Source organism: Pedobacter rhodius, assembly GCF_027213645.1.
GTDB classification, from domain to species: domain Bacteria; phylum Bacteroidota; class Bacteroidia; order Sphingobacteriales; family Sphingobacteriaceae; genus Pedobacter; species Pedobacter rhodius.
In genome coordinates this window covers 391,930-414,816 of sequence record NZ_JAPWGL010000004.1, presented here as the reverse complement: position 1 = coordinate 414,816, position 22,887 = coordinate 391,930, and the positions used below count along the sequence as shown (strand labels likewise).

Annotated in this window: 20 protein-coding genes; 10 read left to right on the top strand and 10 right to left on the bottom strand. The window is 38.8% G+C overall.

From position 1 onward, the window contains the following. Positions 1-65: 65 nt before the first annotated feature. Entirely contained in the window at positions 66-2,024 is a 1,959-nt protein-coding gene (locus tag O0931_RS16145) for a sialate O-acetylesterase (protein WP_269416510.1), read from the bottom strand. A gap of 421 nt (positions 2,025-2,445) precedes the next feature. Between O0931_RS16145 and O0931_RS16140 the strand changes: the two genes are divergently transcribed. Then, positions 2,446-3,192: a LytR/AlgR family response regulator transcription factor gene (locus tag O0931_RS16140; protein ID WP_269416509.1), complete on the top strand. Its 747-nt coding sequence runs from the start codon at positions 2,446-2,448 to the stop codon at positions 3,190-3,192. 21 nt (positions 3,193-3,213) lie between these two features. Here O0931_RS16140 and O0931_RS16135 read toward each other — a convergent pair whose 3' ends face one another. Beyond that, the gene (locus O0931_RS16135) at positions 3,214-3,366 is read right to left on the bottom strand and encodes a hypothetical protein (protein WP_269416508.1); all 153 of its coding nucleotides are present in this window, start codon (positions 3,364-3,366) and stop codon (positions 3,214-3,216) included. Positions 3,367-3,459: 93 nt separating this feature from the next. On the opposite strand from O0931_RS16135, the gene O0931_RS16130 reads away from it, so the two are divergent. Both O0931_RS16130 and O0931_RS16125 read left to right on the top strand, forming a co-directional pair. After that, positions 3,460-4,587 (top strand): sensor histidine kinase, encoded by a 1,128-nt coding sequence (locus O0931_RS16130; protein WP_269416507.1) that lies wholly within the window; start codon positions 3,460-3,462, stop codon positions 4,585-4,587. Positions 4,588-4,663: 76 nt separating this feature from the next. Further along, positions 4,664-5,155 (top strand): hypothetical protein, encoded by a 492-nt coding sequence (locus O0931_RS16125; protein ID WP_269416506.1) that lies wholly within the window; start codon positions 4,664-4,666, stop codon positions 5,153-5,155. A gap of 137 nt (positions 5,156-5,292) precedes the next feature. Here O0931_RS16125 and O0931_RS16120 read toward each other — a convergent pair whose 3' ends face one another. Both O0931_RS16120 and O0931_RS16115 read right to left on the bottom strand, forming a co-directional pair. After that, positions 5,293-6,777 carry an alpha-amylase gene (locus O0931_RS16120; protein ID WP_269416505.1) on the bottom strand — a complete coding sequence of 495 codons (1,485 nt, stop codon included), beginning with the start codon at positions 6,775-6,777 and terminating at the stop codon, positions 5,293-5,295. Positions 6,778-6,844: 67 nt separating this feature from the next. Next, positions 6,845-6,994 (bottom strand): hypothetical protein, encoded by a 150-nt coding sequence (locus tag O0931_RS16115; protein ID WP_269416504.1) that lies wholly within the window; start codon positions 6,992-6,994, stop codon positions 6,845-6,847. 392 nt (positions 6,995-7,386) lie between these two features. Between O0931_RS16115 and O0931_RS16110 the strand changes: the two genes are divergently transcribed. Together O0931_RS16110 and O0931_RS16105 are read left to right on the top strand one after the other, a co-directional pair. Next, a complete protein-coding gene (locus O0931_RS16110) occupies positions 7,387-9,225 on the top strand; it encodes a sensor histidine kinase (protein ID WP_269416503.1) in 1,839 nt (612 codons plus the stop codon). A 146-nt stretch (positions 9,226-9,371) separates the two neighbouring features. Then, entirely contained in the window at positions 9,372-9,518 is a 147-nt protein-coding gene (locus O0931_RS16105) for a hypothetical protein (RefSeq protein WP_269416502.1), read from the top strand. Between the two features lie 84 nt (positions 9,519-9,602). Here O0931_RS16105 and O0931_RS16100 read toward each other — a convergent pair whose 3' ends face one another. Together O0931_RS16100 and O0931_RS16095 are read right to left on the bottom strand one after the other, a co-directional pair. Next, a complete protein-coding gene (locus O0931_RS16100; RefSeq protein WP_269416501.1) occupies positions 9,603-9,854 on the bottom strand; it encodes a hypothetical protein in 252 nt (83 codons plus the stop codon). 500 nt (positions 9,855-10,354) lie between these two features. After that, positions 10,355-10,579, bottom strand: a complete 225-nt coding sequence (locus O0931_RS16095) for a helix-turn-helix domain-containing protein (protein ID WP_269416500.1) — start codon at positions 10,577-10,579, stop codon at positions 10,355-10,357. A 615-nt stretch (positions 10,580-11,194) separates the two neighbouring features. On the opposite strand from O0931_RS16095, the gene O0931_RS16090 reads away from it, so the two are divergent. Genes O0931_RS16090 through O0931_RS16075 form a run of 4 tightly spaced genes read left to right on the top strand, consistent with a single transcriptional unit; the run spans position 11,195 to position 17,324 of the window. After that, entirely contained in the window at positions 11,195-11,335 is a 141-nt protein-coding gene (locus O0931_RS16090) for a hypothetical protein (protein ID WP_269416499.1), read from the top strand. A gap of 33 nt (positions 11,336-11,368) precedes the next feature. Beyond that, positions 11,369-12,691 carry a TlpA family protein disulfide reductase gene (locus O0931_RS16085; RefSeq protein ID WP_269416498.1) on the top strand — a complete coding sequence of 441 codons (1,323 nt, stop codon included), beginning with the start codon at positions 11,369-11,371 and terminating at the stop codon, positions 12,689-12,691. 15 nt (positions 12,692-12,706) lie between these two features. Next, the gene (locus O0931_RS16080; RefSeq protein WP_269416497.1) at positions 12,707-15,925 is read left to right on the top strand and encodes a SusC/RagA family TonB-linked outer membrane protein; all 3,219 of its coding nucleotides are present in this window, start codon (positions 12,707-12,709) and stop codon (positions 15,923-15,925) included. Positions 15,926-15,953: 28 nt separating this feature from the next. Further along, positions 15,954-17,324 (top strand): RagB/SusD family nutrient uptake outer membrane protein, encoded by a 1,371-nt coding sequence (locus O0931_RS16075; RefSeq protein ID WP_269416496.1) that lies wholly within the window; start codon positions 15,954-15,956, stop codon positions 17,322-17,324. 58 nt (positions 17,325-17,382) lie between these two features. Here the strand turns inward: O0931_RS16075 and O0931_RS16070 are convergent, their stop codons facing one another. Both O0931_RS16070 and O0931_RS16065 read right to left on the bottom strand, forming a co-directional pair. Then, a complete protein-coding gene (locus tag O0931_RS16070; protein WP_269416495.1) occupies positions 17,383-17,634 on the bottom strand; it encodes a DUF6520 family protein in 252 nt (83 codons plus the stop codon). A 118-nt stretch (positions 17,635-17,752) separates the two neighbouring features. Further along, entirely contained in the window at positions 17,753-18,175 is a 423-nt protein-coding gene (locus tag O0931_RS16065) for a MauE/DoxX family redox-associated membrane protein (protein WP_269416494.1), read from the bottom strand. A gap of 88 nt (positions 18,176-18,263) precedes the next feature. Here O0931_RS16065 and O0931_RS16060 point away from each other — a divergent pair, with 88 nt between their 5' ends. Next, a complete protein-coding gene (locus O0931_RS16060; RefSeq protein WP_269416493.1) occupies positions 18,264-21,293 on the top strand; it encodes a lantibiotic dehydratase in 3,030 nt (1,009 codons plus the stop codon). On the opposite strand, the gene O0931_RS16055 is transcribed toward O0931_RS16060, so the two are convergent. Together O0931_RS16055 and O0931_RS16050 are read right to left on the bottom strand one after the other, a co-directional pair. Continuing rightward, positions 21,281-22,018: a LytR/AlgR family response regulator transcription factor gene (locus tag O0931_RS16055; RefSeq protein WP_269416492.1), complete on the bottom strand. Its 738-nt coding sequence runs from the start codon at positions 22,016-22,018 to the stop codon at positions 21,281-21,283. The genes O0931_RS16060 and O0931_RS16055 overlap by 13 nt on opposite strands. Continuing rightward, a complete protein-coding gene (locus O0931_RS16050; RefSeq protein WP_269416491.1) occupies positions 22,015-22,680 on the bottom strand; it encodes a sensor histidine kinase in 666 nt (221 codons plus the stop codon). Before O0931_RS16050 ends, O0931_RS16055 begins: the two co-directional genes overlap by 4 nt. Between the last annotated feature and the right edge of the window lie 207 nt (positions 22,681-22,887).

The window sequence follows — 22,887 nt, the reverse complement described above, 5'->3', positions numbered from 1 at the left end:
ATGACCTTAAGTCAACCCCATGGTCGGTGAAACACAGCCGAGGAGTTAGACGTTAAAATATCGGTTTATTTCTTCCCATAGGTAACCCCATTCCAATCATCCGTTCGGAAAGGGAATAGCGGAAAACCTTTCGAGTTGATAACATTAGCATCGGCCGGATTGTCTTCCCAGGCATAGCGTACCGCCACTGGTTTTTCAACCTTTTCACTTGAAACTTCAATTGTATTTTTAGCAGTAATTTTAGCCGTAGCCCAATACCAGATTTTGTCTGCTCCTGCTATCTGAAAGTTTCCAGGTGTACCTGATTTTGATTTAAGTCCATCGTAAACAGTTTTAATTTGGATAATAATCGATTTGTCTTTCACCGTAAAACTTTCGTATGCAGCACTTAAAGAATCTACAGGTAAATGGTATACCTGTTTTTCTGCCAGCAAAGCCAATCTCCGGCCTACTTCCTGTTTATTTTTAGGATGAATATTTGCCGGATCACCAACATCTATTGCTGTAACCATTCCGGTGTTATTAACCTTTTGGGTTAAATCTTGTGCTTCCCTAACTTCTGCCCAATAAGAATCGGCAGGACTATCGTTTTTTTTATGGTAATTGGCCAGTTGTACAAATAAAAAGGGGAAATTTTTATCTTTAAATTTTGTTCTCCAATCTGAAATCATTCTTGGAAAAAGCGCCCGGTATTGATAGCCTCTGTCCCAATTGCTTTCACCCTGATACCACAAAACACCTTTAATACTAAAATTAACAACCGGGCTAATCATATTATTATACATCAGCGTCGGTAAGGTGTTCGGACTAATTTGTTTTTCAGGCCGGTTATAGTTGCTTAATTTATAGCCAATTTTATATTTCCATGCGCCAGCCAGAGTCGTTTTTCTTTCATTGGTGTTTAAATAAAATAAATCTGCTTTACTCATAAAACCACCGTCACCCCCGTAATTTTCTATCCGAACGGTAATTACATTTTTTCCGATTTTTAAAAGTTTTTGCGGAATGGTATAATTACGGATTTTACCCCAGGAATCTCCGGTTTTACCTATCAATTCTCCGTTGAAAAAGGTCTCATCGGCGTTTAAGATTACGCCTAAGTTGAGTAAAGCATCGTTTTTTAGGTCATTCTCATTAAGTTCAATCTCTTTCTTAAACCAGACAATGCCATCCATTTCCCATAAATCAGGCTTGCCGGTAAACTCCCATCCGCTTGGTAAGTTAATGCTGTTCCAGTTCGAAGCATTCTCATTTGCCCAAACATATTCGCCATTTTTTAGACCGTCGTCTTGTTTATTAAAATCTTCTACCCATTGTTTGTTCAGTAGCCGTTGTTTTTGATTGTAAGCGGCTGTATCAAATTTTGAAACTTCCTTTGCTTTTTCGCCAAAGGTTTCTTCGCCAGATAATCCCTCACTGCTTATCCAGCTTTCGATTACGGTACCGCCCCAGCTTGCATTAATTAAACCAACGGGCACCTTTAAATCCAGGTTAATCCTTCTTCCGAAAAAGTAACCAATAGCCGGAAAGTATTTTGCATTTTCCGGTGTACATAAATTCCAGTTTCCCTTGCTATCGTCTTTCTGGGTAAGTGAAATCTGTTTATCAATGCTGTATAATCTAATTTGAGGATAGTTTGCCTGCCTAACCTCATTATCCGAATTTAATGCATCCTGAAGGTTAAACTCCATGTTGGATTGACCTGAACAAAGCCATACATCGCCAATTAAAATGTTTGATAGCGTGATTTTATTTTCACCTTGCAGAACCATCTCGAAAGGACCTCCAGCCTGCATTTTAGGTAAAACAACCTGCCATTTACCATTAGCGTTAACAACGGTTTTTACATTTTTACCTGCAAATGCAATTTGAATTTTTTCTCCGATTTTTCCATAACCCCAAAGTTTAATTGGCTTATCGCGTTGCAAAACCATATTACTGCCAACCAGATTTGGGAGTTTAATTTCTGCCTGACTTGCAGTACTTAGAAAAAAGAGGAAGATTAAGAATTTAATTTTATACATCTCGAAAATTACGAAAAGCACGGTACATTAGCTTTGAGTATTTTATCTAAAATCAATGTTTTTTTTCTGGACCTTAGTTGCATTTGTAAGTTTTACTTGTAGCATTTATTAGCGGATGCTTATGTGGGTCAGCTAATTTTTAAATTATAAAAATGTTCTTCCAAAGAAAGTCGGTTTGATTTTTTATTGTAAATAATATACCTGCTTACTGAATATTATGTATTTACAAAAAAGATATTCACAAAATGAATTCAAATAAAATGAAGGTAATGAGCGACAGCTTATTACCTCAGTTTTTTGAATTATAAAACCCATTAAATTCAGGATGAAATCATAGTTTTTCTATATGATTAGTAAGTTTTTGAGGAAATAGATGCTAAAAACTATTTTGTGCAGTAGAAACCCATTATCTTTATATGTGATGAAAAACGAAAAGAAGATAAGCTGTATCATTGTTGATGATGAACCCCATGCTATAGAAGGGTTGAAGCGTTATATGACTGCTATACCAGCGCTGGAGGTTGTTAAAACATATACAGATCCTGTAAGAGCAATGCTTGATATCTCATCTGGAAATAATGTGGATTTAATTTTGTTAGATGTAGATATGCCGGGAATTACGGGGATTGAGCTCGGAGAATCTGTAAAACCTAAAACTAATAAACTTGTTTTTACTACTGCACACAGTAAGTACGCCTACGAAGCATTCGAGGTAGAGGCAGATGATTTCCTGCTTAAACCTTATTCTTTAGCAAAATTTATTAAAACAATAAATAAACTCTTTCCACAGAAAATTATAGAAACAGAAAGTGAAGACAGCGGAGATTACATGTTTATTAAGAGCAAAGAAGATAACCTGCGCCTGGTAAAGATTCGCTATAAAGATATCGTTGCGGTAGAAAGCCGTTTAAATTATGTACAGATACATACATTAAGTAAAAGTATTACTACTTATATGTCTCTTTCAGAAGTATCAAAAAAATTAAACCAGTTCGATTGGTTTATGCAGTTTCAAAGAAGTTTTATCATCGCTCCCGAATATATAGAATACATTGAAGGAAGTGCCATAAAGATGCAGAACGGAACGCGCATTACGGTAGGGGAGTATTATAAAAAGTATTTTAACGATTTTGTTGATTCGAAACTGATAAAAGCCAGGCGTAAATAATTTTTCGCCTGGCTCGATAATTTAGTAATCAATGCATACTGCACTGCTCACGGTAATGGTTGTTGTATTGGTTAATGGATCAGTTGCTTTTGTAGCTCTGAAATCAGAAGTAGTTTTTACTGATTTATAAACGAAAACTGTTTTTTTTGTTAATGTGATTGCTGGCTTTTTCATATTGTTTTTTTAATGAAAATTAGCCTTGCACGAAATGATTTAATAAGTTGTTATACAGTATGTTATGTTTTCTATATAAAATATTTATATCTCATGAATAAAAGTAGTTCAGGTGATTACAGAAATTACTGGCTCCATATATTGGCCTGGTCATTATTTATTGCTTATGAAGTTTGGGTGGTTTGGGCCATGAATGGAACTTTAAGTACATTCCTGAATTACGGCGTGCATTACGCTTTACTTATCACCTGGTTTTATTTTGCCGGAGACCTCGTATTTCCATGGACTTTTAAGAACCTGATTTTTTCTATCTGGAAATTTCCATTAGCTGTGGCTGCATTATTCGTTATTTTTACACTTGCTAATTACTGGATAGACACACTGCTTATCCATTTTAATCTGGTTGGGAAAAAAATTGAAATAGCCCTCAACTCAAATTACATTGCCAAAATCCTTTTCCGCTTCGTATACATATTTGGAATAGCAGTGGCATATTTTTTTATCAAAAACTTTATTAAACAGAAAAATATTAGTCTGGAGCTCGAAAAGCAGCGGCTTCAATTGATAATAGAAGATGAACGGACAAAAAGAGCACTTTCAAAAGCTTATAACGATTTTCTTAAAGCACAGATAAATCCGCATTTTCTTTTCAACACCCTCGATTATGTTTACCACAACATTAGTGTACAATCGCCGGATGCGGCAGATGCGATTATGAATTTATCTGAAATGATGAGGTATGCGGTAGATTCTGCGGAGCAGGAAGAATTTATACTGCTTTCGGCGGAAATGGAACAAGTTGAAAAACTCATACGCCTCTATCAACTGAGAAAAAATCAGGAACTGAATATCATTGTCGATTTCAATAAAGAAGCCGGAACCCTGCAATTCGTTCCCCTCATACTGATGACCCTGGTCGAAAATATTTTTAAGCATGGAAATGTGGCGGACAAAGAAATTGGCGTTCAGATTTATGTTGGGATAGAAAATGATAACCTGGTTATGGAAACCCTGAACGGCCTGAACCTCAATTCAAAAAGTGATTCCAGTAAAGCAGGGCTTCGCAATGTGACCGAACGCCTGCATTTTGCCTATGGCGAAGATGCACGTTGTAGTTTCGAGGCCGATGAGCAGGTTTTTCGTGCCAGGGTAGAAGTTCCGGTTAACACCATACAATATGAATCTACCGGAAAAGCGCATCTGGGCCTGGCTTTATATTAAACAAAAAACTATTTCCTGAAAATAACAGGTTTGATATAGAAAACCATAGGTTCTGTATAACGCAGTATTAACTTTTGTGCTTTTTACTCAACTTTGTGTTATCTCTAAATTTGAAAATGGTAATATGATGTTGGGTGAAGCTTTATACACTTATTTATTGGACACTGCTATTAAAGCACGTTCTTTACGAGAGGTATTTGACCGTTTTTGGAGAAATGAGCAAACAAGAAGACTGGAAGCACACCATGCGTATTTCATACGCCATGTATCACTGATTAATGCATTTGATAACTTTTTATTTCTGTTCTGCTCCAAAGAAATTTGGAATGCAGGTGGTACAGGTGCCTGGGCAACGCACTGTAAGGTAAGCGGTCCGCTCAAAGCCCTTTCAAATGGCGATCAAATAGATAAAATCATAATCCTGCTTTCAGAACATAAAGAATCCGTTATAGAAATATTTAACATTCACCAGGCTCAGGTAGAATTTAAACACCTGAATTACGAAATTGAACACATCTCGAAAATTATACAGCTATTTATAGATAGCATGAAAGAAATACAGATTTGATCTGCGCCTCAACCGGAGGCTGTATCAAAAATACGAATTGTCATCCTACCCATCTCGAAACTTAGCTTAAGCCGAGTGCAGCGTGGCCATTCAGAATTAAAGTATTTATGATACAGCCTCTTTTTATTTAAAGGATGCTAATCAGCGGTGTAAGCAGATACTGAACCCGCCATACAATGAAAAGTTCCCCATCCTTCATCGTTGATATATACTTCCTGCTCGACATTCCCTAACCGGTCTCTAAATACTTTACCCGCAAATTCTTTTCCTATTTCCATATCTTTAACACCTGCATCGCCGTTAGAAAGGATTACGGCAATACCCGAACCACCTTTTTCCGGAATTCCGCCAGCTGTCCATCCGATACAATTAGGATGATCGAAATAATCCTGCTGTTCGCCATAAACGTTGTTTTTCCGCAGACCTAAAAGGGTTTGAATCTGAGGAACAGGTTCGAGCGTGATTTCATGTGCTGAACCATCATTTCCTTTATCGCAATAATTCGCGCCATATAAATCAGGATAAAATATACATGGGTATCCGGTTGTCCTTAATAAAATTAAAGCATATGCAAGCGATCGAAACCAGTAGTCTACCGTTTGCTCCAGCGATTGAAGGGGCTGGGTATCGTGGTTTTCGACTAAAGTAACCGCCAATTCAGGTTTCACCTGTACCAATGTGCCATCAAAAATCTTCGTTAAATCAAAACCATTACCTTGTTTAGAAGCAATTGAAAAATTGTTTTGAAGGCATGCATCAAACAACGACATTCTTTCTCCGGTCGCTTCTATATATTTAAGCATGTCATCCAGCTTTCCAGGCGACCAATATTCACCTACCGTGAAAAGTTCTTTTCCGGTAACTGAGCGCATATGGTCAAGCCAATCGTTAAAAAAGCCCGGTGGCATATGCTTAATTGCATCTAACCTGAAACCATCAAAATTTACTGTGTTATGAAACCATTCGCCCCATCTTTTAAGTTCCTCGGTAACACTCGGGTTTCTAAAGTCTACATCAGCAAGCATCAAATAATCATAATTGCCATTTTCTGTATCGAGCACATCCTGCCATGCATCGCCATATTGGTTTTGGATGCTGTATATTGCCGACTCTCCCGTAGCTTCATCAAAGTCTACACCTGTAAAGCATTGAAAATCCCATTCAAAACCGGAATATTTTCCATTTCGGCCGGGAAATGTAAATTTCGTATATGCGTTAATTTCATACGCCTCAGAAATGAATTCAAGCCGGTTTTCCGGATTTACCTTTCTCGCCAATACCTTTTCTGTCTCATCAGCACCACCCAGGTGGTTTAATACAATATCCATGTAAACCTGAAGTCCCGCTTGCTGAGCAGCCTTAATTGCCTGAAGTAATTCTTCTTTGGTTCCATATTTGGTTGCAATACTACCTTTTTGATCAAATTCACCTAAATCATAATGATCATATACATCATAGCCAGGAGATTGTTGTCCCTCCATTCCCTTGTGTGCAGGGGGTAGCCATAAAGTATCAATGCCAAAGGCCTTAAGTTGGTTAGCCTCTTTAGTCATTTTATTCCACAGGCTGCCATCAGCAGGATAGTACCACTGAAAATATTGTAACATTGTAAAGTTTTCCATTTCTATTTCTATGTTGAACGTTAATAGCTTCCTTGCTCTGAAAAAGGTAAGCTGGAAGATTTGTTAATTAATTATGAAAAGAATTGAGTCCATTAGTAAAACAGAACACTTCAACCAAAGTATTTGGCATCGGTTTATCAGCATTTCTGGCAAAGATAAAGGCGTCAGCCATTTCGAAATGCTCTTCGTTTATTAGCGAGAACAGACTATTATTCATAATTTATGATTTGTAGGTTTTACATCCGCAAGGCGGTACGCTTTTATATTTTTCTTATTGCTTTTACAAATTAAAATTAATAATGTTTGGGCCGTAATCATTTATTTTCGTTTTTTAAAGTGCTGCTCAACTACTTAAACAGCTGTTAGCGTATTAGTTGCAACGGGATTTAGTCTTTATGAAAATGCGCACCAGATTTGGTGAGATTGAGGAAAAATTAGTACGAAAGCTCAAATTGGCAGGGGTAGCACTTTTTGATTAACGCTGCAATTGTGGTATAATATTTAGCACAACAGACTGAATGAGTACTTTGTAAGATCATTTGTAAAAGTCAAAGGCTAGTTTATTTATGCAAATTAAATTTGTAGATTAGCGCAAATCATTTTCCGTTATTGTCCAGATTTCTTAATTTTTTTAAGGCTAATTATCGTACGATATTTGTTGTTGCTTTTCTAGTGCTGTTATTTCAATTCAGCAAACAGTATGGCTACATACTTTTTCACACCCTGGTAGAATTGTTTTCAATCGTTATTGCTTTTGCGGTGTTCATTGTAGCCTGGAATTCGCGTTACATGCAGGACAATAAATACCTTCACCTGGTGGGTATTTCCTATATTTTTATTGGCGCGCTCGATCTGTTGCATACCCTTACCTATAAAGGTATGAACATCATCCCTTTGCAAGGTCACCCGGCTAATCAATTCTGGGTATCTACCCGTTTTCTGGAAGCCGTAACGTTGCTTGCAGGTTTTACTTTAATAGAGCGGACCAAAAAAATTAATACTGACTTAATTTTTATAGCCTATTTTTTTACAACCCTGTTAATTATTTTTTTAATACTTATCTGGCAGGTATTTCCGGTATGCTTTATTGATGGCGTTGGGCAAACTCCATTTAAAATATTTGGAGAATATGTAATAATTGCCATTCTGCTGCTTTGTGCTTTTCTGCTCATAAAAAAACGGTTGCATTTCAGCCCCACTGTTTACCGCTTGCTGCTGGCATCCGTTATATTTACCATTTTAAGTGAATGCTGTTTTGCAACCTATATTTCTATTTATGGTCCGGTAAATGAAATGGGTCATTACGGTAAATTGATAGCATTTTTTCTCATTTATAAGGCAAACGTTGAAACAGGTTTTGTTAAACCGACGGATTTTATTTTTAAAAATCTGAAAGAAAATGAAGAGAAATACCGGACCCTGGCAGAGAACCTGCCCGGTTTAATTTTACGTTTTGACCGGGAATTTAAATGTATTTACAGCAATAAAGTTGTTGTCGCAGATGAGTTGACCAGCCAGGAAAATGCATTAATTTTTGCGAAAGGTGATGGTTTAGAACAGGCAATCATCCCCAGGATTATCCGGGCCAAGGATACCGGTGTTATTCAGCAAACCAACTATCAACAAAAAAACGGCGATAATGAAAAATTTTATTCTATTCAGGTTATTCCGGAATATGGCGCCAATGGTATTGGTAATACTTTTTTAGTGATATGTCAGGATATTAGTGCATTGAAGCATACCGAAAAGCAACTTCAGTTGATTAACCACACCAAAGATAAATTGTTCTCTGTAATTGCGCACGATTTAAAAAATCCGTTCACCTCATTAATTTCATATAGTGAATTAATTGCCAATAACGCGGACCGTTTAGGCCCTGAAAAAATTGGGCATATGGCACAAAGAATGAATGAATCGGCGAAATTAGTTTATACACTTTTAGAAAATTTGTTGAGCTGGTCGCGGGTACAAAGCGGATTGCTTAAGGCCAGGTTAGAATCCGTAAACCTGGATCTTCTTTTGGAAAGCGTAAAAAAACACTGTACTCCGCAGGCACAGGCAAAAGATATCCTGATTAAAATTGACACGAGGCCGGGATTAACTTTACTGGCTGACAATCAAATGTCTGCCACAATTCTGCGAAACCTGATTTCGAATGCGATAAAATTTAGTTTTCCGGGAAATGAAGTACACATAAAAGCCGAGCAAAATAACAGCGTGGTAAAAATATCGGTTCACGATTGTGGTACAGGCATTAGTGAAGAGCATAAAGGTAAATTACTTGAGCTAACGAATACTTTTTCTTCTCCGGGAACTGCAGCAGAAGTTGGTACAGGTCTTGGCCTTGTCCTCTGCCGTGAATTTGCAGAGCTCAATAATGGTACCATCTACCTGGAAAGTGAATTGGGTGTAGGCACAACTTTCTTTTTATTACTGCCAGCCAATTAATTCCATATTGTTTAATCCATACCGTATTTCATAATTCATTATAGATTTCAGCGGGTAATTGAAGGTTTATTTGATTAATTAGAACCATTGCCGGCTATTGTTGTTGTTCTAATGGAAAGGCTTACCGTAACAACAGATAAAAATTTATGAAAAGGTTAGATCAAAAGTTTTTAGATAAACTCAGACAATATCAGCGTGTTAAGTCCAAACCCGTTTTATCAGAAAAATATTTCAGCGAACTTATAGAGAGCTTTGTTAAAGCTTACAAAAAAATCAGAAGTCCGAAAAAATAAATCTGTATTAAAGGCTTATTTTTTTAGAGGAATAAAATTAAATTTTTTTAATCGTGCTTAATGCAAAATCGACAGTGCCTGGCACTATATACAATCTGAATCGTTTGCATAATTATCTGCTATCTCTTTTTCAATTTGTTGAATTAAAGCACTTTTTGCGCCATTATAAGTTTCCGGGGTAGAGAAACCCTGTATTATTTTATTAAGTTCATATTCGTTTTTGTGGCCAAGGTCTTCTAATTTTTTTACGTATTTATAAGAGTCCATATCACCATATCCCCTTAAACCTTTTACCTTTCTTAAAAATACAGAAAGTTCCGTTTGTATCTTATTCATAATACATAACTAACAGTAAAAAGCATCATTAGTTTATTAAAAAAATGTTAAAAATATTTAAATTACTTAGACAATCAGGTAATTTAAATTTTAGTATGGCCTTCAGATAATGTCTGTAAAAATGTAGCCATTACAGTCTATAATGTATGGAATCGTATATCAGTTAAAGTTAAAAGCAATCGTTTATTCTTAGCCTTTATTCAAAAACATTGCAGATCTGCCAACGACAAAACCATAATCATTGTTTATCTGACAGAAAAAAAGAATTACAGGTTATTCTTCATCAAAAACCTGAACTTTCATAGCTGCATTGAATTTACCGGTATAAAAATTACAGTTAAGACAAACTATAAATACAATAGGTGTTTCGTTTAAAATCGAAAATTATGAAATACAAATTTTTCCTTTTTCGCGTTTTGCTGTTCGTTATTGGTCGGAACTGATATAAACAATGGTTACAGGCGTGCAACAAATTATGTTTATCCGAAAAACACCTGGTTTTATTGCAGTTTCATTATTTCAAATACGCTTACGCCCAAGGCTTCACAAACTTCCAGTAAGGTAGAATGCATATAATCTCTCCGTGCATTCTCAATCCTGCTGATTTGTTCCCTGTTTACACTGCATTTATTTGCGAGTTCTAATTGAGTTAATTTTTGAGCATTCCGTAATTTTTTTACGTTTCTTCCAATTGTTTTATAATGCTCTTCAAACTTTTCCTTCATACTGAAAAGTCCGATATTTAGAATTTTTATAAGTGTCAGTATTGACACATATAAAAATTATTACTATATTTATTAAAATTTTATAAATGACTGGAATAATAAAATTTATATAATTAACAAGCCTCATGGCCAAAAATGGTTAACTATTTTAAAATAATTCCTTGGTTATCTGGAAAGACACAATGTGAATTAATTAAAAAAGTCGGAGAGGCTTATTATTTAAGATAACAATGGAAAACAAAGTTAACGCCAACTCAAAATTTAGTGTTTACAGAGAAGCATTCTGCTGCAAAAAAAGACCAGCTGTAAATCCTTTCCCCCTTCAAAATCCCATTAAAAATATTATCAAAGCCCCGGATTGATTGTAAACATGGCAACTGGTAATCTAACAGGTTAATGCCGGAAGCCATATTTGCTGTAATAGTGTCGAATTTTGCCCTAAGCTTAGGCAATAACGAATACGGATAACACTGGAACCATCAATTGATGCATCTTCCTATCCATAATCAGGAAGATTCAATTGTGAAAAACACCTGCCAAAAAACCGGAATCATTTATAAACCCATAGTACTGATAAGGTAAAGCTTTTAGAGACTTTACCAGGGCGCGTATTAGATGGGTAAAATGTTTTTTGAGCCGGATATCGGTGCAGAACATTGGCAGATGAAAATAACCGTATTCGTGTTGCTTCAGAAACGGATTAAAGACGGCAAGATAGATGGCTTTAAAATTCAAGCAAAGCACTTTACAGTTTAATTTCTGATTTTTTCACGTTTAAACTAAATTAAAATGAAGCTAAAATTAAGCTTCCTGCTACTCCTATGCTCTTTTTTTAGGGTACAATCGCAGGTTACAACAATACAAAAAACGGCTCCTGTTTTAACCAGGACAGGGATTACGGTAGGGCAGAAAGTACCCGATGTAATTATACAAAATATAACTGGCTTACCAGCATACGATAAAAGTACAGCTTTGCCACTTTCTGCTTTTAAAGGAAAAATGCTCATCCTCGATTTCTGGGCAACCTGGTGTGCACCCTGTATAGCAATGAACCCAAAGATGGAAGCCTTACAACAGCAATTTGATGGCCGGGTACAGTTTTTACCGGTAGCTTATCAATCTTATCAGGATGTAAACACTTTTTACCGGAAACTGGAAAAACAAACCGGAAAATATCCAGCACTTCCAATGGTTACCGGAGATACCATATTGGCACGGCTGTTTCCGCACCAGACTTTACCACATTATGTTTGGATTGGAGGCGACGGCATTGTAAAAGCCATTACCGATAGACAGCCTATTACTGCAGAAAATATAGAAAAACTGTTAGCTGAAGGCTCCCTGTCTTTAAGGGTAAAACAAGATGAAAAAAAAGTTTATAAATCTGATGAACCATTGTTTTTTGCCGGAACAGATTTAGGCGAAGGGCTCTTTCGTTCGCAACTTTCGGGTTATGTACCAGGCGCCGGTCGTGGCATGTACAAGGATGTTGAAATTCAGATGAATGAACCTGTAAGACGTATAACAGCACGTAACCTGACGATACCGGAACTCTTCAGGCTGGCCTACAAAAAAGAACGAAAAGAAATGTTACTTGAGGTATCAGACACGGCACAGCTGGAGCCTAAAAAGGTAGCAAGTATAGATTTTCTGGACTGGCTTAAACAGGGCCGGGGTTATTGCTATGAGTTAATGGTTCCTGAGCAATTAAAGAATAACGCCTATACCCTGATGCAGGATCAGTTAAAAAGTTTCTTCTCTGATTACCATATCGGTCTGGAAAAAAGAAAAGTAAAATGTTTGGCGCTCGTCCGCACATCCACTACCGATAAACTGCACACCGCAGGCGGTGTGCCATCTGCCTATCTCGATGGCTTCGGGGGTAAATTCAAAAGCTGTTACTTATCTGTATTTCTGAGCCGCATGCAGGTGCCGCTACAGGGGAATCCATTACCCTTAATAGATGAAACCGGCTATAAAGCTATGGCCGATTTGGAACTAACAGCTAATATGGGCAATCTGGATGACGTTAATAAAGCCCTGGCCCGCTATGATCTGCGCTTTGTTGAAAAACCGGCAGACATAGAAATGTTAGTGATTCGCAACCGATAAACCTCAAACTAAATCATGAAGAAAATAACATTATTATATACCATTCTGCTGTCGTTCTACATTTTCCCCGTAGCAGCTCAGCAAACCATAAGGGAAATCAGGGGAAAAGTTATTTCAGCTGATAGCCGGATTGCACTACATGGTGCAACCATCCGAGTAAAAGGCGCCAGCCAATTCGTGTTAACAGACAGTTCAGGAAATTTCCAGCTAAAAATAAGTACTGCAAGCCTTATATTACAGGTATCATACATAGGTTACAGGCCGACTGAAGTAAATGTTCCCGCTCCCAACAAACCGCTGATAATTGTACTGGAAAGCGCAACGTCGCAATTGGCAGAAGTAGTGGTTTCAACCGGCTATCAAACCATACCTGCTGAACGGGCAACGGGTTCTTTTGTACAGGTCGACAATAAGCTGCTTAACCGCAGGGTAAGTACCAATCTTCTGGAAAGACTGGAAGATGTTACGCCGGGTTTGCTTTTCAACAAAGGTAAATCCGCCGGAGCCAATCTCATTAGTATTCGCGGGCAAAATACAATTTACGGCAATGCCAGCCCGCTAATCGTGCTGGATAATTTCCCTTATGACGGGGACATCAGCAATATTAATCCAAATGACGTGGAAAGTATTTCAGTATTGAAAGATGCCGCGGCGGCTTCCATTTGGGGATCGCGTGCCGGCAATGGTGTGATTGTGATTACCACTAAAAAAGGAAGCTATAACCAGCAATTGAAAGTCAGCTTTAACGCCAATACCACGGTCGGCGCAAAACCGGATTTGTTTTATCAGCCTCGAATGTCATCTGCCGATTTTATAAGTGTAGAAAAGCAGCTATTTGAGAAAGGTTTCTATGTCAATGCGGAAACAGGCTATAACAACCCGGCAATAACACCCGTTGTAGAATTGCTTATCGCCCAGAGAGACGGAAAGATCGGTGCCAGCCAGGCAAATGCGCAAATAGCCGCTCTAGCCGGGAATGATGTACGTAACGATTTCAGCGGTTACCTTTATCAAAAAAGTGTTAACCAGCAATATGCCCTTAATCTCAGTGGCGGAAATGAGTATCAGCGATTTAATATCTCCGGAGGTTATGATCAAAACCGGGATAACCTGGTATCAAACGGTTTCGGTCGTTATACGCTGAATGCCGGACAATCCTTATCCTTACTGAACAAAAAACTGGAGGTAAACACCGGGTTTTATTATACACAAAGCATTACCACTGCAAATAATCCCGGCACAAGCCTGATAGGCCTTAATACGGGCAGCGGAATCTCATTATATCCTTATGCAAATCTTGCAGATGCTGCCGGGAACCCGCTCGCGATGACGCACGATTACAGGCAAAGCTTTATTCAGAATGCAAAGCAGCAAGGCTTATTAGACTGGACTTATAAACCGCTGGAAGAAATCAGTTTGGCGGATAAAACACGAAAATCGCTCGACTACCGCCTGAATATCGCTGTTAACTATAAAATCATGCCTTACCTTTCGGCATCAGTATTGTACCAATATGGGCAGACGATTTCCAATCAGCGTAATCTGCAAAGCCAGCAAACCTATTATACCAGGAATCTGATTAATAATTTTACAACAGTTGATGCCAATGGACAATTAACTTATGGCATCCCACGCGGCGCAATCCTCGACCTGGATAATGCTACGGCCACCAGTCAGAGTTTAAGGGGACAACTGAATTTCAATCGCCAATGGAGGGACAAGCATAGTTTGACCGCAATAGCCGGCTATGAAATTCGCGATTTTCATACAATGGCTAACAGTAACCGTTCTTATGGTTATGATGACAGCCACGCTACTGCGCTACCGGTAAATTATATCAGCCTTTTTCCGCAATACGCTATTCCGGGATATTCAACTACCATACCTTCCAAAAACAGCCAGGTCGATCTGACTGACCGGAACATTTCCTATTATTCTAATGCGGCTTATACTTACCTGGACAAATACACCATATCAGCCAGTGCCAGGCTCGACAGGAGTAATTTATTCGGTGTAAAAAGTAATCAGCAAGGGGTACCTCTGTATTCAGCGGGTGTTGCCTGGAATATTAATAAGGAAGATTTTTACAAAATAGACTGGCTACCCTATATGAAGCTTAGATTTACGTATGGTTACAATGGTAATGTAAACAAAAGTCTTTCTGCCTACACGACTGCCCTATACCTGAACGGTAATTCCATTAATACCGTTTATGCACAAATCGTAAATCCGCCGAATCCTGAACTGAGATGGGAGCGTGTGCGTATTATTAATATCGGACTGGATTTTGCAAGCAAAAATAACCGTATCAGTGGTACCGTTGAACCTTATTTTAAACGGGGCTTTGACTTGATCGGTGATATTCCCTATGCACCTTCAACCGGTATAACCACCTTTCGTGGCAACACCGCGAATACGCGCGGTAAGGGAATCGACCTCACATTAAATACACAAAACCTGGCCGGTGAACTAAAATGGCAGACCAGTTTCTTTTTTAGCCATGTAAAGGATAAAGTGATTGATTACACATTGAAACAACCTGCAAATTTTTATGTCAGCTCTGCTGACAATGAAGTTTACCCCTTAGAAGGCAGACCATTTTATGCGCTTTATAGCTACGAATGGGCAGGACTTGACCCGCAAACAGGTGAGCCACGGGGATATTTGGATGGCAGGGTAAGCAAAGATTACGCACAGATATTAGCTTCTGCTACTGCAGATAATATTGTATACAATGGCCCTGCCAGGCCAACCACTTATGGTGCGGTAAGGAACACTTTTACTTATAAGCAATTCGCAATTTCTGCAAATATCAGTTACCGTTTTGGCTATTATTTCAGGCAACCAGGCATCTTTTATAGTAATGTTCTTTCCGGGCGAGGTTATTACGAAGGTCGTTATGGTGAGCGTTGGCAGAAACCGGGCGATGAGTTGACGACCACTGTTCCTTCTCAACCTGATGCGATAAACAACGCCAGGGACGACTTTTACAATTATTCGTTAGCAACCGTTCAAAAAGCTGCAAACATCCGGATCCAGGACATCAACTTGTCGTACGAGTTCAGCAGGAACTTATTTCCACGCCTTCCATTCAGCAGAATGCAGGTTTATGTATATGCCAATAACATCGGCATCATTTGGAAAGCTACTAAAACGCATTTCGATCCTGATTATCCTGCTGCTGATTACACACCTGTCAGAACTGTCGCAGCAGGTATTAAAGCTGATTTTTAAAAATTAATTAGACCAAAATTAACATTTTATGAAAAAAATATTTTTTATATCGATTTTGCTGACAATAAGTTTTTCTTTCCTGTCTTGTCAAAAAGAATTCCTGGCTAAAAAGCCGGATAAGGCTGTGCTCGTTCCTGCTACACTGGAAGATTTCAATGCCCTGATGGACAACCTTACTATTTTTAATACCGGAACTGCTTTGCAGGAGATTTCAGCGGATGATTTTCAGGTCACAGACGCCACCGCTGCCTCATTCACTACTACCATCCAAAAAAATAGCTATACCTGGGCAACAGACATTTATGAAAACCAGCCTTGTAGCGACTGGAATATTCCTTATCAGCAGGTTTTTTATGCTAACGTCATTTTAGATGGCCTGGAAACCGTTAAACAGGATGCTGCTTCATCAGCGAACTGGAATGCAGTAAAAGGAAATGCCCTTTTTCACAGGGCTTTTGCATTTTACAACCTGGTTCAGCTCTTCGCCAAGGGTTATGACAAAAGTACAGCCAATACAGATTTGGGCATTCCGATTCGACTTACCGCTGATGTTAACCAGAAAGTAGGAAGAGGATCTGTGCAGCAGGTGTACGATCAGGTTTTAAAGGATTTGCTGGATGCGGAAAAGCTGTTACCGGTACAAACAGCCTATAAAAGCCGACCATCAAGGGCGGCCGTTAACGCTTTGCTGGCCAGAATTTACCTGAACATGGAGAATTATGAGCAGGCAAAAAATTATGCAGCCTCCGCACTTGCCCTCAACCGTTCGCTCCTTGATTATAATAAACTGAGCCTGACGGCAATAAATCCCTTTCCATCTTCGCCTGCAAATGACAATCCTGAAATCATTTTTTATGAAAAATTGATTTCCTATGGATTTACTTCGTCCACCAGAACTACTGTTGCAGACGATTTATATCAATTATATGCCAGCAAAGATCTCCGGAAAAGCATATTTTTTGCCGGAAGCGGGCCATACTATGTAAAAGGACGTTATACGGGATCCAGGTTGCAGTTGTTTGGTGGTTTAACAGTCGATGAAATGTATCTGATCCATGCTGAGTGCCTGGCCAGAAGCGGCAATTTTGCTGATGCGATAAATGAACTCAATACGCTATTGGTTACCCGTTGGGTAAAGGGAACTTACACGCCATTAGTTGCGGCAAATGCAGATGAAGCTTTAAACATTGTTCTACAGGAAAGAAGAAAAGAGCTTGCCTTTCGTGGCTTGCGTTGGGGAGACCTGAAAAGGCTGAATAAAGATCAAAGGTTTGCAAAAAAAATATCGCGAATGGTGTCGGGTACGCTTTACACACTGGCGCCCGGCGACAAGCGCTATGTATTACCGATTCCTTTTCAGGAAACTTCGACAAGTGGGATACCACAAAATGAACGGTAAATTAAAAAAGCAACCGGCGTGATGCCGGTTGCCTTGGTTAACAAACTGTTAGGAAAGGTTATTGAGCAAAGTCGCCAAGTTCCTGTGAAATGTAACCATTTGGATTCGTGTTCGGGTCTTGCCCGGCAGGGTAAGTACGGGTACAAACATTTGAAGATGCTTCACAGCTGTAATCGTCGGTTATACGTACATAAGCAGTTCCTTGTTTTCCCCATTTAACATTGTCAAACTTGTTGGCAGAAGATGCTACGGCAACGCCCGAACCCAATAAGAATGCGATAACAGCGAAGTTTAATTTGATACTTTTCATAATTACGAATGCTTTATTACATCAAAAAACATTCAGAAAAACTTTATTAAATAATGATGCCTACTCTTTTCGCAGGTTTTCAGCTTTCCCCTGTGTAATTGGATAACGGATGCAGGCCTTATGTGGCGGGCCTCCGTTCTAAAAAATGAATGTACAGGACAGTAAAGTTTAGTACTAAAAAGAAACAGTTAAATATAAGATGGGCCGTCCAGTCCATTTGGTTCAGGATTCCCCCGCAGGAGCAAGGAACCCTGTCCCAGTAATGGAGCACTACGAGCGCAATGTAAATGGTAAAAGCCAACAGCAGGCCGAATGAAAATAATAGTCCGATAAGCACAGTGCGATTGAAACATAGAAATAGTGCTGTAATAATTTCTGCCGGCAGCAGAAAATATAATAGGAAACTGCCCAGCCAGTGGGGAAATGCCTGGTTATAAAGTTGCTGCCTGAAATCTGTGAACGAAACGAGCTTACTAAAAGCAGCATAGGTAAACAGCAGCACAAGCAGTATAGGAATAAGTGATTTTACTAATGTTTTCATGAGTTACGATTTACTGAAACAAAGTAACCTGGAATAGCAAAGTCAAAACAGTATGAAATAGGTAGTATACCCTTTTGAGAAATGACAGATGAACGAAAAAAATTCAAATAATTATCAATTTTTGCCACAGGTATTCTTGCGTGCGCCCTATTACAGTTTTAGCGGTTATGACCTTAACCGCCTGCCCGAAGTACTGGAGGAACAGGCTTTCAGGAATGCGGTTTGGCTGGCCAGTCCGGAATTTTACCGCTTGCTGGAAAAAAAGAAATTTGATTTTAATCAATTAAAAGATAAGGAAAAGCATACGCTTTACAAATATTATAACCGTATGTGTTTCCGGTCTACGCCATTTGGCAGTTTTGCTTCCTTTACTTTGGTAGAATGGGGAAATGACTTGCAGATAAAGCTGGCAAATAATGATAAAGCGGTTTTGCACCTCTTACCTGATCAGCAATTGCTCCATCAATTACGGAACACATCACAAAGTATATCACCGTTGGCCAATTTGATGGTTAACCCATCTTTATATCGCTTCGAAAATGTGTTTCGTTATATTAAATCAACTGTAAACGAAAAAGGCCGCTATTCTTTTTTTCTGGAAGCTATTTCAGGTATTAAATTTAATTCAGCTTTATTTTCATTTTTAGGTGTAAAAAAAGTTCCGCTAAGCGATGTGATGCATTGGATAAAGGTTCATGGTGAATGTACAGAAGAAGAGGCATTGGATTACATCGGGTTTCTGGTAAATGCGCAAGCGGTTTACAGTGATATGCATGGCGGTATAATCGATACAGAACCTGCCTGCAACGGGATGAACCTGCCGGGATGGAACGACTTCTGGAAAACTTACCGTTCGGTTACAATGCATAGTGATTTTTTACTGGATAAGATTGCCGGTGAATTAAAACATATTTCCACCGGACGAACTGATACTGCTAATACACAACCTTTTTATGCAGCGTTGGAACGACCTGTTGAAAGTGGTAGTATGGATATGGCTATGCAAAAAGCGCTTTCTAAAGCTGTACAGGTTTTACAGTTGTTATCTGTTTATGAGCAGCCGGAAGATTTTTCCCGCTTTGTAAGCGAATTCCGTGCACGCTTTGACCGTGAAAAAGTTCCATTGCTCCTGGCGATCGACCCTGATGCAGGATTACCTTATGGAAGTACGGAAGCTTCAAATCCTAATCCTGGCATTTTAGAAAATCTCGTATTCCCGAAAAGGGTTTCTGAAAATAACCAGGTAGGATGGAACACCGTTCAACAATTACTGTTTAAACTTTGGATCGGCGATACGCTTCGCGATCCCTGGTCACCTTTGCAAATCAGTGAGGAAGATCTTCTGCAACTTGAAAGTAATAATAAAGCTTTACCGCTGCCGCAATCACAGGCAATTATGTATAGAGACACGGGAGAACATTTAATTATTGAAAGTTCAGGTGGCGCAACCGGTGTTTCGCTTATCGGGCGCTTTTCCAGCTTTAGTGAACATGTTCACGCCTGTTGTCTTGAGCTCGCAGGCCTGGAAGCCAAAGCCAATCCTGATGTAGTTTTTGCAGATATCGGTCAATTCTCAGACACACATGTCGATAATATTAATCGCCGCATGCCGATCTATCCATACGAAATACCGTTAAACGTTTATCCGGCACAGCAGGAGGAAAACCTAATCTGTCCGGACGACCTGCTGCTTTCTTTTCAGGGAGATGAATTAATATTAGAATCACTACGGCTCGGTAAAAGGGTTATACCACGATTAACCACTGCTTATAATTTCAGAAATAATCATTTACCGGTTTTTAGATTCTTGTGCGACCTGCAATTCCAGGGCATAAAAGCCGGACTATCATTCGACCTTGAAAACTTTTTCCCCGGCCTGACATTCTATCCGCGTGTATCTTACGGACGTGTAATTTTCAGCCTTGCCAAATGGAATTTTAAAGAGCGGGATTTGGATTTGCTTATCGGGGATGGATCGGTAGCATTACCGGATGCACTGCAGGCATTCCGTAGAATCCATCGTATTCCCCGGCATATTAGCATGGGTTTGAATGATCAGCAACTCGTGTTTGATCTGGCCCAGGCCAACGAAGGCAGGTTCTTTGTGCAATGCCTTAGTGGACTTAAAAGTATAAGCATTACAGAATATCTGCTGCCGGACCGCGCTGTTCAGACAGGTAAAAAACCACTCGCCGGGCAAATGATTGCATTTTTGGTACATAATCAAAATATATATCAGGCAATTAAGCCGGTGAAAAGAGCGGCTATAAATCAGAAAAGCCGTAGCTTTATGATGGGAAGCAACTGGCTTTACCTAAAAATATATTGCATACCCAGGGCGTCAGATACAATTCTTGCGAAAGTGATTTTGCCTTTTCTTACAGGCCAGCGTAAGCAGATAAAAAACTGGTTCTTTATCCGGTACAATGAGAAAGGTTATCATTTGCGCCTTCGAATCCAGGCAAGAGAAAGTGAATTAGGTATTTTATTGGTTGCTTTGAGGAAGAAAATGGAATCCGGCGGATACCACAAACTTATTCGCAACTACCAGGGAGACACTTATCAAAGGGAAATTGAAAGATACGGCCATCAGCTTATTAATGATGTTGAGCGTTTCTTTCGGGCAGGAAGCGATTTGGTCATATGGGTTATTAAGGCAAGACAGGCAAATAAGGAAATCTGGAGTGAATTTGAACTGGCACTGATTTCTGCCGACCGGATAATATCGTGTTTATTGCCAAACTATGAACTTCGGTTGATTTATCTCGATGAAGTTATAAAGAATTTTTTAATAGAATTTAAGGCAGATAAAGTTTTTAAAATAGCAATGGATAACAAATACCGCGAAATGAAAAAGGTAATAGCCGATTTGCTTGTTAAGAAGGTAAAGCTGAAAGTATTTCGATTATTTCTGAAAGAAATTGATGCTATAGACAGGCTTACGACGCATTATTTGCCGGTTCAAAAAACTGCTCTGCTTGCCGACCTGGTACATATGCAATTAAATCGTACGTTTTCCGTACAGCAACGGCAGCAGGAACTGCTGGTTTATTATTGCCTGCAAAAATATGTGGCATCTGGCCTGGCGCGTACCAAACCGATTAATCATTCCGTATGACGTTCTCTTTTGCTAATCAATGTGTCGCGCTGGATTTTTTCACGGAAGGCCGCCCGGAACGTACCACCTATGGGAAGGTTAAGTTGTTCAGAAACCCTTACCTGTGCGTATTCTACCGATCGGATAATGGCGTGATTGATAATAAAGGATTGATGAATCCTTGAAAAAGTTTGTTCAGGTAATTTGGATAATATTTCCGAAAGAGTAAGGTAAGTTATGATCTTTTCCTTATCTGTGTGAATGTAAATGTAGTTGCCAATATTTTCAATATAACGGATATCCGCGATGGTAATCCGGTTAAACTGCCCTTTAATATTACTTTTCACGAAAAAGTATGGACTGGAATCATTACGCTGCGGCTGGCTGTTGATATTTGACATCACTTTGGTAACAGCTTTTAAAAACCTCGGGTAATTGATCGGTTTAAGCAGATAATCTATGGCATTTTTTTCAAAGGCTTCGGGCGCGTACTCACGAAAAGAAGTGATAAAAATAATACTGCTCGCCGGACCAATTAGGTCAGCAACATCCAAACCGTTGAGTTGCGGCATATCAACGTCAAGGAAAATAAGTTCTGGAGATTGTTTATTGCATAGCTCTTCTATTGCTAAAAGCGGATTGGTTGCAGTGCCTGAAAGTTTTAGACCAGGTGTTTGGTTAATGTATTTTGAAAGTACCTCTATGGAATGTTGTTCGTCGTCAATGATATAACAGTTCAGGTTCATAGGCTTAAAGTTAAGGTTAATTCATAAAATTCACCTGGTTCGGAGATATCCAGTTTATAATTACCGGCATAAGTCGTATCCAACCTTATGCGTATATTTTCCAGGCCAAGTGCTTGTTGGCGGCGTGGGTGTTTGTTCTTTGGCTTCTTAAGGTTACGGCTGAAAAATATCAGTTTGCCAGCTTCGTCGATTGTTATATTTAATATACCTGGCTGACCAGCTTCTGTCAAGTTTCCGTGCTTAAAAATGTTTTCTGTAAGTGTTAACAAGATAAGCGGAATAATTTGAAAATTACTGAAATTGCCATACATTTCTATGGAAATATATAATGGTTTTTCAAAGCGATAACGGTTGAGGGCAAGCATGTTTTCGATTTGTTCTACCTCACGTTCCAGGTTAATCTTGCCATTATAATTGGGTTCTTCGAGACTAAACCGCATAATTTCCGCAAGCAGCCAGATACAATGGGCAGCATCGTCAGAATATTTTTGGGCATTGCTGTAAACAAAATTCAGCGTATTGAAAAGAATGTGTGGTTTGATTTGTTGCTGTAAATAGGCATTACGAGATTTCGCAAGTTGGGTTTCCAATTCTGCCTTTTCTTTTTGTGTAACGAGTTTCTGTTTTTCCGCTTCAACCGCTTGCTTTCGGAAAAATGACATATGACCGGCAGACCAGTAAAAGGTTGCTAATACCGTAAAATATAAGCTTCTGAAAATATTGCGTTGTAGAAATCCTTTAGCATATATGTATATACTATCAATATAAAATTGCTGGTTATGTAAAACGTAATCAACTAAGCTTTTAATAATTAAATATGTCGTTATTAATAAAAAATAATAGACGATTCCTTTTAAATATTGAGCATT